At 53.7% G+C, this 14776-nt stretch carries 12 protein-coding genes; 9 read left to right on the top strand and 3 right to left on the bottom strand.

Translation table 11 applies throughout. From position 1 onward, the window contains the following. Nucleotides 1–47: 47 nt before the first annotated feature. The 3 genes from fhuA to hrpB all read right to left on the bottom strand — a co-directional run bounded on the left by fhuA (nucleotide 48) and on the right by hrpB (nucleotide 7633). Nucleotides 48–2282 (bottom strand): ferrichrome porin FhuA, encoded by a 2235-nt coding sequence (gene fhuA / locus OGY19_RS20905; protein WP_048212659.1) that lies wholly within the window; start codon nucleotides 2280–2282, stop codon nucleotides 48–50. Between the two features lie 306 nt (nucleotides 2283–2588). After that, complete coding sequence (mrcB, locus tag OGY19_RS20900; RefSeq protein WP_048212660.1) at nucleotides 2589–5123, bottom strand: bifunctional glycosyl transferase/transpeptidase; 2535 nt, start codon at nucleotides 5121–5123, stop codon at nucleotides 2589–2591. Nucleotides 5124–5203: 80 nt separating this feature from the next. After that, nucleotides 5204–7633 carry an ATP-dependent helicase HrpB gene (gene hrpB, locus OGY19_RS20895; RefSeq protein ID WP_115600952.1) on the bottom strand — a complete coding sequence of 810 codons (2430 nt, stop codon included), beginning with the start codon at nucleotides 7631–7633 and terminating at the stop codon, nucleotides 5204–5206. Nucleotides 7634–7706: 73 nt separating this feature from the next. Here hrpB and thpR point away from each other — a divergent pair, with 73 nt between their 5' ends. The 9 genes from thpR (at nucleotide 7707) to panD (ending at nucleotide 14776) form a co-directional block, all read left to right on the top strand. Continuing rightward, on the top strand, nucleotides 7707–8237 hold the full coding sequence (thpR, locus tag OGY19_RS20890; RefSeq protein WP_048212662.1) for an RNA 2',3'-cyclic phosphodiesterase: 531 nt from the start codon (nucleotides 7707–7709) through the stop codon (nucleotides 8235–8237). 15 nt (nucleotides 8238–8252) lie between these two features. Then, complete coding sequence (gene sfsA, locus OGY19_RS20885; RefSeq protein ID WP_115600953.1) at nucleotides 8253–8957, top strand: DNA/RNA nuclease SfsA; 705 nt, start codon at nucleotides 8253–8255, stop codon at nucleotides 8955–8957. 177 nt (nucleotides 8958–9134) lie between these two features. Beyond that, nucleotides 9135–9590, top strand: coding sequence for an RNA polymerase-binding protein DksA (gene dksA / locus OGY19_RS20880; protein WP_003829221.1), 456 nt, complete (start codon nucleotides 9135–9137; stop codon nucleotides 9588–9590). 96 nt (nucleotides 9591–9686) lie between these two features. Further along, the gene (gene gluQRS, locus OGY19_RS20875; RefSeq protein ID WP_061067265.1) at nucleotides 9687–10583 is read left to right on the top strand and encodes a tRNA glutamyl-Q(34) synthetase GluQRS; all 897 of its coding nucleotides are present in this window, start codon (nucleotides 9687–9689) and stop codon (nucleotides 10581–10583) included. A gap of 71 nt (nucleotides 10584–10654) precedes the next feature. Next, entirely contained in the window at nucleotides 10655–12049 is a 1395-nt protein-coding gene (gene pcnB, locus OGY19_RS20870) for a polynucleotide adenylyltransferase PcnB (RefSeq protein ID WP_204266837.1), read from the top strand. Beyond that, nucleotides 12046–12525, top strand: coding sequence for a 2-amino-4-hydroxy-6-hydroxymethyldihydropteridine diphosphokinase (folK, locus tag OGY19_RS20865; protein WP_115600954.1), 480 nt, complete (start codon nucleotides 12046–12048; stop codon nucleotides 12523–12525). Before pcnB ends, folK begins: the two co-directional genes overlap by 4 nt. Nucleotides 12526–12645: 120 nt before the next feature. Then, a complete protein-coding gene (gene panB, locus OGY19_RS20860) occupies nucleotides 12646–13437 on the top strand; it encodes a 3-methyl-2-oxobutanoate hydroxymethyltransferase (RefSeq protein ID WP_101741403.1) in 792 nt (263 codons plus the stop codon). A 9-nt stretch (nucleotides 13438–13446) separates the two neighbouring features. Next, nucleotides 13447–14301 (top strand): pantoate--beta-alanine ligase, encoded by an 855-nt coding sequence (gene panC / locus OGY19_RS20855; protein ID WP_115600955.1) that lies wholly within the window; start codon nucleotides 13447–13449, stop codon nucleotides 14299–14301. 94 nt (nucleotides 14302–14395) lie between these two features. Then, nucleotides 14396–14776 carry an aspartate 1-decarboxylase gene (panD, locus tag OGY19_RS20850; protein WP_000621526.1) on the top strand — a complete coding sequence of 127 codons (381 nt, stop codon included), beginning with the start codon at nucleotides 14396–14398 and terminating at the stop codon, nucleotides 14774–14776.

Genomic DNA, 14776 nt, shown 5'->3' with positions numbered 1-14776 from the left:
AGCGGCCAACTTGTAAAACGGGCACGCAAAGCGTGCCCAAAGAGAAATTAGAAACGGAAGGTTGCTGTTGCAACGACCTGACGTTCTGCGCCCCAGAAGCAGCCATAGGTTTGGAAGCAACTAGAAACGTATTCACGGTCCAGCAGATTGGTAACGTTGACGGCAACACTAGAGCCTGCCATACCAAAACGCGCTAAATCGTATTTAACAACCGCATCCATCACAGCAGCACTTCCCACTTTAAAGGTGTTTGCAGGATCGCCATAGCTAGAACCGATAAAACGTCCACCGGTTCCCAGTGTCAGTCCCGACAGAACGCCTTCGTTAAAGGTATAATCGCCCCAGAGTGATGCCATATGTTCAGGAACTTGTTCTACGTTGTTCCCTTTGAGATTGGTATCCTTGGTATATTCCGCATCAGTGTAAGTATATGAAGCTGTCACATTGATATTGGCATTCAAGGCCGCTTTAGCTTCAAATTCAAAGCCCTGAGAACGTACTTCGCCTGACGGAACTTGCAGATTCGAGTTGGTCGGATCAGTTGTCAGCGTATTCGTCTTCGTCAAATGATATGCCGCAGCCGTAATCACCACCGGCAGATCTTTCGGCACGTATTTTACACCTGCTTCATATTGTTCACCCTTAGATGGCGCAAAAGCCATGCGTGGAGTGCTGTAGAGATCGAATGCGTTTGGTTCAAATGACTGGCTATAGCTAACGTACGGAGAAATACCATTATCAAACAGGTAGTTTACACCGCCACGCCATGTAAACTGATGATCGTTACGCTCAATATAACCCGCTTGCGGCGTGGTTGAATTCTGGCGAATTGTCGTTGCTTGCTGTGACCAGTCATAACGACCACCCAGCGTAAAGACCCACTTATCCCATTCCGCCTGATCCTGGATATAGATACCGGTTTGTTTGGTTTCGTTCATCTGATAAGGCTCGGTAGAATCGAAAGCAAAATCATCCAGAGGCTGTGGGTTATAAAGATCCAGAACAGGAGCTGTACCAAATTTAGCATTGATATCATTACGCATACGCATGAAGTCAATACCTGTCAGCAATGTATGCTCCACCGTTCCCGTCGCGAAATTGCTCTGTAACTGGGTATCAACACTGAAGTTCTGCAAACGTTCGTCATCGACAACGGTGCCACGGCCAAGATAGTGATCGCGCTGATCGACCGGAATTGCCTGGCAAGGCGCATTAAACGTATTTGTTGTACAGATACCCGTGCCGTACACGCTCTGCTGCGACGTTTTCATTTCAGCAAAACGTAAATTCTGCCGGACGGTGAACGTGTCATTAAAGCCGTGTTCAAAGCTGTATCCCACCATTTTCTGATTGCGGGAATAAGTATTATTTGAAGCACCTTCATTAAAATCTGTCGGCAGACGCTTGCCGTTAGGTAGCGGTTCAACCGTACCCTCCTTCGGCAACCAACCGTAGTAACCCGTTTCGGGTTCATTCTGGAAATAGGAGAGGAATGTAAAGTTGGTCTTGTCGTCAGGACGCCATGAGAAGGACGGAGCAACGGTATAACGCTGTGATTCAGAACCCTGCTGTTGCTCATTTGTGGAACGAGCCAGCCCGGTTAAACGGTAAGAGAATTCACCGTTATCATCTAATGCGTCACTAAAATCAAACCCAGTCTGGAACAGATTATCTGTTCCCATTTTGAACTGAACTTCTTTTAGCGGCTCGGTGGTTGGACGTTTACTAACCATCGAAATAATCCCACCAGGATTACTCTTACCGTACAACACGGAAGTTGGCCCACGCATCAACTCAACACGCTCCAGCATGTAAGGATCGATAACCGCGTCGTTATAGAAGTTTCCTTGTAGTTTCAGACCATCCAGATAGTTGTTCTGGCTTAAACCGACAGAGGTAAAACCACGGATGCTGACAAAATCGTAGGTATTCGAAGCGCCACGGTTACTGACCACAACGCCCGGGGTATAACCCAGTGCTTCCTTTACGGAACGAGACTGATGGATCTGCATCTCTTCACGCGTCACAACCGAAACAGACTGCGGGGTCTTTTCGATAGGCGTATCAGTCTTGGTTGCGGTGGCGGAACGCTTCGCGGCAATCGTCGGCGAAGGCCCCCATGCGCTTTCTTGTGCGGCAGGTGCTGCGGTTACGGTGATTGTTTCTTCTTTCGGTTGAACCGCCGCCTGTGCATACACAGACATGCCGCTAACCGCTGTGGCTACCACGACTGCAATTTTGCGCAGTGAGGAGTTTGGCTGAGCAGTTTTAAGACGCGCCATTGGTATTTCTCTGATGAAAGTGAATGATAACGTAAACGAGAATTATTATTATAACGAGAGCATGATATTCGAAACGCTGTTGCGATCGCAAGCACTACGCGCCCCTACTAAAACTAAGGGGTTAAGAAATAACCAGATGAAAAGAAAGGGTTAATAAATTAAGCTGAAATGTTTTAACGGAAGACGTACCGGATAGCGACACGGCTGCTCAAATTCCGTAGGCCTGATAAGCGCAGCGCCATCAGGCAAAACAAAACCGAATGGCGTCAAAAGAAAAACCCGCCGGAGCGGGTTTTGAGGTAGGCATTAGTTGCTGCCAAACATATCCTTGATCCAACCTGCGACGCCGTCGCTGTCTTTCTTCTCCTGCTGCGGCGGCTGCTGTTGCTGCTGCTGTTGAGGCTGCGACTGCGTTGATTGATCGAACGGATTACCTGACTGCTGCTGCATCTCACCTTGCTGACACAACGAATCCGGATCGGTAGTCCACACTGGCAGCGTACGCATACCACCACTGCACACAAAGTTACCGTCGTAATCTACACCCATATCAACAACATCTTCCGGCGGCGTCAGCACCAGCGGTGTTGGCGTTTGGTTCGCCAGATAACGCTGATAAATCGACATCGCGCCGCTGGCGCCGTACAACTTGGTTGGCTGGTTGTTATCGCGGCCTACCCAGGTAATCGTCACCTGGCTGCCGTCGATACCGGCAAACCAGGTATCCACGTTGTTGTTGGTGGTCCCGGTTTTCCCTGCCAGATGCAGCCCTGGGTACTTCGCGCCAAGCTGGCGACCCGTACCGCGTTGAACCACCTGTTGCATGGTCCACAGCGTCATATATGCCGCCTGTGCAGGCACTGCGCGCTCTGCCTGCGGGAAGCTTTGATACAGCACGGTCCCATCTTCAGCAATGACCGAACGCAGTGCTGATAATGGCGCACGGTTACCCCCGCTGGCGATGGTCTGGAACGCCTGTGCCACTTCAATTGGCGTCAGGTTCAACGCCCCCAGCAGCATCGCCGGAACCGGATTGAGCTGATCTTTCGGGGCGCCCAGTTTCGTCCAGGTCTCGGTAACCGCGGGCAGGCCCAGCGCCATCCCCAGATTGACGGTCGGGACGTTCATTGAACGCGTTAACGCATCCACCAGCATTACTTTACCGCTTTCGCTATAGCGACGGTCATCGTTCTGCGGTGACCACACCTGACCGTTCGGCTGGCGCAGCGCAATCGGCGCATCGGCGATCCAGGTATTCAGGCGATACAGCTTCGGCTGGCTCAGCGCCGTCAGATAGGTTGCCGGTTTTGCCAGAGAACCGATGGAACGACGGGCCTGCATCGCGCGGTTATAGCCCGCAAACTGCGGCTCTGCGCCGCCGACCATCGCACGAACCTCGCCGCTAAAGCGGTCAACGACCACAATCGCGGTTTCCAGATCGCTCAGCTTGCGCTGTTTCTTCAGCACCGGAATGCCTTCCACCGCCGCTTTTTCTGCCGCATCCTGTGCCACGGAATCAAAGGTGGTGAAAATTTTCACACCAGAGAGATCTTTGACTTTATCGCCCAGCTTCGCCTGTAGCTCCTGGCGTACCATCTGCATAAACGCTGGTTGTGGTGAAATCACCCCGCCACGCGGCTGCACGCCTAACGGGCGCGCGCTCAGCATGTCATACAGGTCCTGATCGATAATCTGCTGCTGTTGCAGCAGGCGCAGCACCAGATTACGACGCTCCAGCGCCAGCTTCGGATTACGCCATGGGTTGTAGATTGACGCCCCTTTAACCATCCCCACCAGCAACGCCTGCTGGTCGAGACTCAGTTCTTCCACCGGACGACCGAAATAATAGAGGCTCGCCAGCGGGAAGCCGCGAATTTCATTATCGCCGCTTTGACCGAGATAAACTTCGTTCATGTACAGCTCAAGAATGCGGTCTTTGCTGTAGCGCGCATCCATGATCAGCGCCATATAGGCTTCGTTCGCTTTACGCCAGTACGAGCGCTCGCTGGACAGGAACAGGTTTTTCACCAGTTGCTGTGTCAGCGTACTGGCCCCCTGCACCGTACGACCGGCCGTCAGATTCGCCAGCACCGCACGTCCAATGGAATAGAGGCTGATGCCGTCGTGCTCATAGAAATGGCGGTCTTCGGTCGCCAGCAGCGTATCTACCAACAAATCCGGGAAGCCGCTGCGCGGAACGAACAGACGCTGCTCACCGTTAGGGGAAGACAGCATGGTGATCAAACGCGGATCGAGACGGAAGAAACCGAACTGGCGGTTGTTATCCATATTCTCAATAGTATCCAGATGATCGCCATCAAAGGTCAGACGCGCACGCACCTGCCCTTCTTTACTGTCCGGGAAATCAAACGGACGGCGGATCATCTCAATGCTCTTCGCCTGCACGGTAAATTCGCCCGGGCGCGTCATTTTCGTCACCTGACGGTACTGTGTCGCCTCCAGCAGTTTCACCATCTCGTTCTTGCCGATGGGCATTTCTGGCTCAAGGTTAACCATCCGGCCATAAACAGCCGCAGGCAGTTGCCAGACTTTGCCATCAATGCGGCTACGGATTTTTTGGTCCAGGTACACGCCATATATCGCGATCAGCACCAAAAAGACGATCGACAGTTTTACCAGCAGCCAGAACCAGCCACGCTTACCACGAGGCTTACGCCCTTTGCCCTTACCCTTACGCGGCATCGGTTCTTCATCCTCATAGTCATCATCATAATCGTCGTCATACTCGTCATCTCTGAGTTGACGACGGCTCACCTTTTGTTTCACCGGACGTGACGGTTTCCCTTTACGTCCAATTGGCTCGCGGTCATTCCCCGCCATGCTTTTTCTCCGCAACATTCAGGCGCAAAGGCCCGATTCTCCGTTCTTCCGTCAGGCGACAGAAGAAGAAATCTCTCAATTTATGAATACTTTTTGGTGCGCCGCGTTGGCGCGGTATTCGCCGGATCGTCCGGCCAGACGTGTTTGGGATAACGCCCTTTCATCTCTTTTTGTACCTCACGGTACGATCCTTTCCAGAATGCGCTCAGATCGCTGGTGACCTGTAGCGGTCGCTGGGCCGGAGAAAGCAGCTCCAGCACCAACGGCACACGCCCCCCGGCGATGGTTGGCGTATTCGCTTCGCCAAACATTTCCTGCATCCGAACGGCCAATACCGGAGGGTTATCCTCGTGATAGCGAATGGCTATCCGGCTTCCCGTCGGCACAGTGTAATGCGCAGGCAGTTCACTATCCAGACGTTGCAGCATCGACCAGTCCAGCAAACCGCGCAATGCCTGGCCCACATTTACTGCTTTGAGCGCACGTAAAGAGTGCACACCGCTCATGTGCGGCAGCAGCCAGGTCTCCAGCGTCGCCAGCAGAGAATCCTCATCTACCGCAGGCCAGTCGTACTCAGGTAACCAGTTTGCCGCACACTGCAAACGCAGCCGAAACTGCTCGGCCTCCGGCGTCCAGTTGAGCACACTTAACCCTTTATCGCGAATACCATTCAGCATCGCCTGATGCAACTCATCTTCCGAGAGCCTGGCCAGTGGCTGCACTTTTAGCGTCAACTGGCCTATTCGCGTGAGGCGCAGTGCTTTTAACGTTCCCTGGGCTTCATCCCATTCGATGGTGTCGGACTGTTGCAGCAGTTCAGGACACGTCTGCATCAACGCTTCAATATCCAGCGGCAACGCTAATAAAATACGCGCATCCGGTGACGCGCTGCCCTGCAGTAACAGTGGTGCTATCAGCCATTCATGGCGTCCAAGGGCATCATCGGCATCCAGCATCGCCCCCATCCCGTTGGCGAGTTGATAACGTCCATCCAACCCGCGACGGCGCGCGATCCTGTCGGCAAACGCCTGCGCCAGTAAAAGTGCTAACCGTTCGCTATCGGGCTGGCCTCCCCGCACATTCAGGCGCTTCAATAGCTGCTGGCTACGCAGTTGCCAGGCGGGCTGATTTCGTGAAAATGCGACGGCTAAATCGGTACTGCCACCGCGCGGCGGCTCTTCCAGAATCGCGGCCAGTTTCGCCGCCGTTGCCGCTTCGTTATCATTGTTGGTGCTAACCAGCATAGCCGCTAAACGGGGATCATTACCCAACGCCGCCATTTTCTGCCCCGTGGCACTTAGCCTGTTGCCCTCCAACGCACCCAGCATCTGTAACAGCCGTTTTGCCGCCTGCAGGTTGATAGTTGGCGGCGTATCCAGCCAGTTCAACTGTGCAGGATCGGTGCATCCCCATTGCAACAGTTCCATTAGCAGACCGGACAGATCGCTCTGTAATATCTCAGGCTCTCCCTGCGCCGCCGCTCTTTCCGCCTGCTCTTTGGCAAGCAGATGCAGACAGATACCGGGCTCCAGACGACCTGCACGCCCGGCTCGCTGGGTCATCGATGCCTGGCTGATGCGCTGGGTAATCAACCGCGTTAAACCGGTGCGCGCGTCATAGCGCGCCACGCGTTCCTGGGCGCAGTCCACCACCAGCCGGATGCCTTCAATCGTTAAGCTGGTCTCGGCAATATTGGTCGCCAGCACCACTTTGCGCTTACCTTGCGGCGCGGGCAAAATCGCCAGGCGCTGCTCGGCCAGCGTCAATGCGCCGTACAGCGGACACAACAGAATATCGCTACCCACGCGGCCTGCCAGCTGTTCCTGCACGCGCTGAATTTCCCCTACACCCGGTAAAAACAGCAGCAACGAGCCACTCTCGTTACGTAGCAACTCCGCGGTGGCAATAGCAACCGCCTCATCAAAACGTAAATGCGTCGCCAGCGGCTGGTAGCGCCGTTCAACAGGAAACGCACGTCCTTCGGAAACAAGGGTAGGCGCTTCAGGCAACAGCTGCTGCAAACGCCCGTTGTCCAGTGTGGCTGACATAATCAGCAGTTTTAAATCGTCCCGCAAGCCTTGCTGTACGTCCAACAGCAGCGCCAGTGCCAGATCCGCCTGCAGGCTGCGCTCGTGAAATTCATCAAGGATCACCAGACCAACGCCCTGCAATTCTGGATCACGTTGGATCATGCGTGTGAGCACACCTTCCGTGACCACTTCAAGCCGGGTTTGCGGCCCCACGCAGCTTTGCGCACGCATGCGATAGCCCACGGTTTCGCCGGGCTTTTCGTTCAGCGACTCCGCCAGTCGTTGTGCCACATTGCGAGCCGCCAGGCGACGCGGTTCCAGCAGGATAACGCGCCCCGATATCCCCTGATGCGCCAGAAGCTGTAGCGGCAGCCAGGTCGATTTCCCGGCACCGGTCGGCGCGGTCAGCAGGACCTGCGGTGAAGCATCAAGGGCGGTAAGCAGTTCAGGCACTATGGCGGCAACGGGCAACGACGTCACAAATGACTCCAGAGGGTTAACATTCTTCGCGCTGCATTGTAGCATCGCGTTAATTCATAACCGAGTATCCATCATGTCTGAGCCGAAACGGCTGTTCTTTGCCATTGAATTGCCTGCTGAGGTTCGGGAGCAGCTCATCCACTGGCGAGCCGCACAATTTCCGCCGGAGGCGGGCCGTCCGGTCGCCGCAGACAATCTGCACCTGACGCTGGCTTTTTTAGGGAATGTGAGTGCCGAGAAACAGCAGGCGCTATCACAACTGGCTGGACGCATTCGCCAGCCGGCGTTCACGCTCAGGCTGGACGATGCAGGGCAATGGCTGCGTTCGCGGGTTGTGTGGCTGGGAATGCGTCAGCCGCCACGCGGGTTATTGCAACTGGCCAATATGCTGCGAGCACAGGCCGCACGCAGCGGATGCTACCAGAGCCCACAGCCCTTTCACCCGCATATCACGCTCTTGCGCGATGCCAGTCATGCAGTCGCCATCCCGCCACCCGGTTTTTGCTGGTCATTTCCGGTTACGGAGTTTGCGCTTTATGCCTCGTCATTTGAGCGAGGACGCACTCGCTATTCAACCTTGCAACGCTGGGTGCTGAGCAAATAATCAAGGGTATTATTCATGCAATTTTCTCCCCCTTTACAACGCGCTACGCTAATTCAGCGCTATAAACGTTTTTTAGCGGATGTGATCACACCGGATGGCACAACCTTGACGCTACACTGCCCAAATACCGGAGCAATGACCGGATGCGCAACCCCGGGTGATACCGTCTGGTATTCAACATCAGAAAATATTAAGCGGAAATATCCACATACCTGGGAATTAACGCAAACCGCATCTGATGCATTTATTTGTGTTAACACGCTATGGGCCAATCGCTTAACGAAAGAGGCTATTCAGAATGAACTCATTGTGGAGCTTTCTGGCTACAGCGTGTTGAAAAGTGAAGTAAAATACGGCGCAGAAGGCAGCCGTATTGATTTTTTGTTACAGGCAGATTCCCGGACTGACTGCTATATTGAAGTAAAATCAGTCACGTTGGCGGAAAAAGAGTATGGTTATTTTCCCGATGCCATAACTGAACGAGGTCAGAAACATCTTCGGGAATTGATGAGCGTAGCGGCTGAAGGTAAACGTGCCGTCATATTTTTCGCGGTACTACATTCAGCCATTACACGGTTTTCACCCGCGCGCCATATCGATGCAAAATATGCGCAGTTATTAGTCGAAGCACAGCTAAAGGGGGTCGAAATTCTGGTTTATAAAGCGGAACTTTCTGCCCATGGTATGACTCTTAAAGAGCCGTTGCCCATTGCCTTGTAATGGTGTAAACAACGGGTTAATTAATATTCTGGCCGCGTGCGCAAATACGCTTTTCCTCACAGGGTTGTCAAGTGTTACGTATAGATAATTGCTATCCGGAAAAGCATCTGCTATTTATAGCGACCTGATTTTTCCCCCGAACATGGGGATCGATAGTGCGTGTTAAGGAGAAGCAACATGCAAGAAGGGCAAAACCGTAAAACATCGTCCCTGAGTATTCTCGCCATCGCTGGGGTGGAGCCGTACCAGGAGAAACCGGGCGAAGAGTATATGAACGAAGCCCAGCTGTCGCACTTCAGGCGTATTCTTGAAGCATGGCGTAATCAACTCAGGGATGAAGTCGATCGCACTGTGACTCATATGCAGGACGAAGCGGCTAACTTCCCTGATCCGGTTGACCGTGCCGCACAGGAAGAAGAATTCAGCCTTGAGCTGCGTAACCGTGACCGTGAGCGCAAACTGATCAAAAAGATCGAGAAGACACTGAAGAAAGTAGAAGACGAAGATTTCGGCTACTGCGAATCATGCGGCGTAGAAATTGGTATTCGTCGTCTGGAAGCCCGTCCAACAGCCGATCTGTGCATCGACTGCAAAACGCTGGCAGAAATTCGCGAAAAACAGATGGCGGGTTAATCCCGTAGACTGTTGCATGCCGGGTAGCATTACGCTAATCCGACAGTACCTGGGCGGGAGTTTCTCCCGCCTTATTCTTTTATATTATCCATCGACATGACAGACAAACCCTACATTGGCCGTTTTGCCCCTTCACCTTCCGGTGAACTGCATTTTGGTTCCCTGGTAGCCGCCCTCGGCAGTTATCTGCAGGCCCGTGCACAGCGCGGAATCTGGCGGGTACGCATTGAAGACATCGATCCCCCTCGTGAAGTTCCCGGTGCTGCAGAGACGATTCTGCGTCAGCTGGAACATTATGGACTGCACTGGGATGGCGAAATCATGTGGCAGTCGCAACGCCATGACGCCTACCGTGAGGCACTGGCCTGGTTACAACAACAAGATTTAAGTTACTACTGTACCTGCACACGCGCCCGTATTCAGAGTATTGGCGGGATTTACGACGGTCATTGCCGTGCGTTACGCCACGGGCCGGAAAATGCAGCGGTACGCATCAAGCAACAGCATCCCGTTTTACACTTTAACGACCTGCTGCGCGGCAATATTCACACCGACCCAGAGCTTGCACGGGAAGACTTTATTATCCACCGACGCGACGGACTGTTTGCTTATAACCTTGCAGTAGTGGTTGATGACCACTTCCAGGGAGTAACAGAGATTGTACGCGGCGCGGATCTCATCGAACCGACTGTACGCCAAATTTCGTTGTATCAACAGTTCGGTTGGCAAGTACCGGACTATATTCATCTGCCGTTGGCGCTCAACGAGCAAGGCGCTAAACTTTCTAAACAGAATCATGCGCCTGCCCTGCCGCACGGCGATCCACGCCCGGTTCTCATTAACGCGTTGCGCTTCCTCGGCCAGAACACTGTAATACCGTGGCAAGCGCTGAGTGTGGAAGAATTACTGCAAACTGCGGTGCAAAATTGGACGCTTACGACTGTGCCGGGTTCAGTGAATGTAAATCCGGCATTCTCAAATGACTCATGCTGAGCTATGATTAGCCGCGATTTTTACACAGCAACACTTGTTCTGACTGAAGTTTGACACTACCGAGGTGCACTATTTTTACCCGAGTCGCTAATTTTTGCCGCAAGGTGCTAAGCCGTGAGGAGCGCGAGGCCGAGCTTGCCGTCGCCCGTCCGCATATGACGGTAATCCCGCGTGAGCAGCACTCTATCTCCCGCAAAGATATCAGTGAAAATGCCCTGAAGGTAATGTACAGGCTCAATAAGGCCGGATACGAGGCATGGCTGGTAGGCGGTGGCGTACGCGATCTTTTGCTGGGCAAAAAGCCGAAAGATTTTGATGTCACCACCAATGCAACGCCAGATCAGGTGCGAAAACTGTTTCGTAACTGTCGCCTGGTTGGGCGTCGATTCCGTCTGGCCCATGTCATGTTTGGCCCGGAAATTATCGAAGTTGCGACCTTTCGTGGACACCATGAAGGCAGTGAGTCCGATCGCACAACGTCACAGCGCGGGCAAAACGGTATGCTGCTGCGTGACAACATCTTCGGCTCCATCGAAGAAGATGCCCAGCGCCGCGACTTCACGATTAACAGCCTGTATTACAGCGTGGCCGATTTCACCGTGCGTGATTACGTCGGAGGCATGCAGGATCTCGAAGATGGCGTCATCCGCCTGATTGGTAATCCGGAAACGCGCTACCGCGAAGATCCTGTACGTATGCTGCGTGCCGTGCGCTTTGCCGCCAAACTCGACATGCGTATCAGCCCGGAAACCGCAGAGCCGATCCCACGTCTGGCAACGCTGCTTAACGATATTCCCCCCGCACGCCTGTTTGAAGAAGCGCTCAAACTGTTACAGGCGGGCTACGGGTATGAAACCTATAAAAAACTGCGTGAGTACAGCCTGTTCCAGCCGCTGTTCCCAACCATCACCCGCTATTTCACCGAAGACGGTGACAGCGCGATGGAACGCATCATTGCCCAGGTACTAAAGAATACCGACACCCGTATCCACAATGATATGCGCGTGAATCCGGCATTCTTGTTTGCGGCGATGTTCTGGTACCCGTTACTGGAAGCAGCGCAGAAAATCGCACAGGAAAGCGGTCTGGCCTATTACGACGCTTTCGCACTGGCGATGAACGATGTACTGGACGAAGCCTGCCGCTCGCTGGCTATTCCTAAGCGTCTGACGTCGCTCACCCGTGATATCTGGCAGCTTCAGTTACGCATGTCCCGTCGTCAGGGCAAACGCGCCTGGAAGCTGATGGAGCATCCAAAATTCCGCGCTGCCTACGACTTGTTGGCCCTGCGTGCCGAAGTGGAAAATAACGCCGAACTGCAGCGTCTGGCGCAGTGGTGGGGCGAATTCCAGGTTTCCGCGCCGCCGGAACAAAAAGGCATGTTGAACGAACTCGACGAAGAACCAGAACGCCGCCGCCATCGTCGTCCGCGCAAACGTGCGCCACGTCGCGAAGGTTCCGCGTGACCCTCGCTTATATTGCGCTCGGCAGCAATTTAGCCTCACCTCTGGAGCAGGTTAATGCTGCCGTGCAAGCGATCGGCGACATTCCCGACAGCCGCATCGTCGCCGTTTCCTCGTTTTACCGTACGCCGCCGTTAGGCCCACAGGATCAGCCAGACTACCTGAACGCGGCCGTGGCGCTGGAAACGACTCTCGCGCCCGAAGAACTGCTTAATCACACCCAACGTATTGAGCTACAGCAGGGTCGCGTACGTAAAGCTGAACGCTGGGGCCCGCGTACGCTGGACCTCGACATCATGCTGTTTGGCGATAAAGTGATTAACACCGAACGTCTGACCGTGCCGCACTACGACATGAAGAGCCGCGGCTTCATGCTGTGGCCGCTGTATGAAATTGCGCCTGAACTGAGCTTCCCGGACGGAACCAGCCTACATCAACACCTCGCCCAACTCGGTGCAGCAAAACCTGCACACTGGTAAAGTAATCCTTTCCCTTTAGCGTTTACTGCTTTCGCGCCAAACGATTGCTTAAATCAATTGCCCCCCTGAATGTGACTGCTAGAATGCCGTTAAATATGACTTTCACCATCAGGAAATGTTATGAAACCGACAACAATCTCATTGCTGCAAAAATACAAGCAAGAGAAGAAACGCTTCGCGACGATTACGGCTTACGACTACAGCTTCGCGAAACTCTTTGCCGACGAAGGTATCAATGTGATGCTGGTTGGCGACTCGCTGGGCATGACCGTTCAGGGCCATGATTCTACCCTCCCCGTCACCGTTGAAGATATTGCCTACCACACCCGCGCCGTGCGTCGCGGGGCACCCAACTGCCTGCTGCTTTCCGATCTCCCGTTTATGGCCTACGCTACGCCAGAACAAACCTTTGCAAATGCCGCGGTGGTTATGCGTGCGGGCGCCAACATGGTCAAGGTAGAAGGCGGTGCGTGGCTGGTCGATACGGTGAAAATGCTCACCGAACGCGCGGTCCCGGTGTGCGGTCATCTGGGGCTGACCCCGCAGTCCGTCAACATTTTTGGTGGCTATAAGGTGCAAGGCCGTGGTGATGCCGGGCAAACGCTGCTCGACGACGCGCTGGCGCTGGAAGCGGCTGGCGCTCAGTTGCTGGTGCTGGAATGCGTACCGGTTGAGCTGGCGAAGCGCGTCACCGATGCGTTGTCGATTCCGGTTATTGGTATTGGCGCAGGTAACGTCACTGATGGACAAATCCTCGTCATGCATGATGCCTTTGGCATTACCGGCGGCCATATCCCTAAATTTGCCAAAAATTTCCTCGCTGAAGCGGGCGACATGCGCGCCGCAGTACGGCAGTATATTGCTGAGGTTGAATCCGGCGTCTATCCGGGTGAAGAACACAGTTTCCATTAAGGAGTCCAAGTGTTAATTATTGAAACTCTGCCGCTGCTGCGCCAGCACATTCGTCGTCTGCGTCAGGAAGGCAAACGCGTCGCGCTGGTTCCGACAATGGGCAACCTGCACGACGGCCATATGAAGCTGGTTGATGAAGCAAAAGCTCAGGCTGATGTGGTGATCGTCAGTATTTTTGTCAACCCAATGCAGTTTGACCGTGTGGAAGACCTGGCGCGCTATCCACGCACGCTGCAGGAAGATTGCGAAAAGCTGAACAAACGCAAAGTCGATATCGTCTTTGCGCCATCAGAGAAAGAAATCTATCCGCAGGGCACGGAAGGTCATACCTATGTTGATGTTCCGGGACTGTCTACCATGCTTGAAGGCGCCAGCCGTCCGGGCCACTTCCGTGGTGTTTCCACTATCGTCAGCAAGCTGTTTAATTTGATCCAGCCAGATATCGCCTGCTTTGGCGAGAAGGATTTCCAGCAACTGGCGCTGATCCGCAAAATGGTGGCGGATATGGGTTATGACATTGAGATCGTCGGCGTACCGATTATTCGCGCCAAAGACGGCTTAGCCCTAAGCTCGCGTAACGGCTATCTCACGGCAGAGCAGCGTAAAGTCGCCCCTGGCTTGTACAAAGTGATGAGCCGCATTGGCGAAAAATTACAGGCTGGGGAACGCGATCTGGAAGAGATTATCGCCATTGCTGAACACGAGCTGAATGAAAAAGGCTTCCGCGCCGACGACATTCAGATCCGCGACGCCGGCACGCTGCTTGAACTGACTGAAAGCAGTAAACGCGCAGTGATTCTGGTTGCCGCCTGGCTGGGTCAGGCTCGTCTGATCGATAATCAAAGCGTTACATTAGCCCAGTAGACAGGGGTTAAAAATCAGGCAATACTGCCTGAAAATTCTCAAAGCAGGTCAGTAGCACCTGCTTAGCCAAGGTAAACGACAGGGTATAGAAGTTATGATTCGCACCATGCTGCAAGGCAAGCTCCACCGTGTAAAAGTCACGCAGGCGGACCTGCACTATGAAGGCTCCTGCGCCATCGACCAGGATTTCCTTGATGCCTCCGGTATTCTGGAAAATGAAGCTATTGATATCTGGAACGTGACGAATGGGAAACGTTTCTCAACCTATGCAATTGCGGCTGAACGCGGCTCCAGAATCATCTCGGTGAACGGTGCGGCAGCGCATTGTGCAGAGGTTGGCGACATTGTGATTATCGCCAGCTTCGTCACCATGTCTGATGAAGAAGCCCGTACATGGCGCCCGAAAGTGGCTTACTTTGAAGGCGACAACGAAATGAAGCGTACCGCGAAAGCTATTCCGGTACAGGTTGCCTGA

The sequence above is a fragment of the Citrobacter sp. Cy070 genome (assembly GCF_030332245.1).
GTDB lineage: Bacteria > Pseudomonadota > Gammaproteobacteria > Enterobacterales > Enterobacteriaceae > Citrobacter > Citrobacter youngae.
Note: the sequence above shows the minus strand (reverse complement) of the source record. Positions and strands in the feature narration are given on the sequence as shown.

Bases quoted from the DNA above. Each gene is read 5' to 3' on its own strand.
- fhuA (WP_048212659.1), bottom strand. From the start codon at position 2,282: ATGGCGCGTCTTAAAACTGCTCAGCCAAACTCCTCACTGCGCAAAATT.
- panB (WP_101741403.1), top strand. From the start codon at position 12,646: ATGAAACCGACAACAATCTCATTGCTGCAAAAATACAAGCAAGAGAAG.
- sfsA (WP_115600953.1), top strand. From the start codon at position 8,253: ATGCAATTTTCTCCCCCTTTACAACGCGCTACGCTAATTCAGCGCTAT.
- thpR (WP_048212662.1), top strand. From the start codon at position 7,707: ATGTCTGAGCCGAAACGGCTGTTCTTTGCCATTGAATTGCCTGCTGAG.
- panD (WP_000621526.1), top strand. From the start codon at position 14,396: ATGATTCGCACCATGCTGCAAGGCAAGCTCCACCGTGTAAAAGTCACG.
- mrcB (WP_048212660.1), bottom strand. From the start codon at position 5,123: ATGGCGGGGAATGACCGCGAGCCAATTGGACGTAAAGGGAAACCGTCA.
- dksA (WP_003829221.1), top strand. From the start codon at position 9,135: ATGCAAGAAGGGCAAAACCGTAAAACATCGTCCCTGAGTATTCTCGCC.
- gluQRS (WP_061067265.1), top strand. From the start codon at position 9,687: ATGACAGACAAACCCTACATTGGCCGTTTTGCCCCTTCACCTTCCGGT.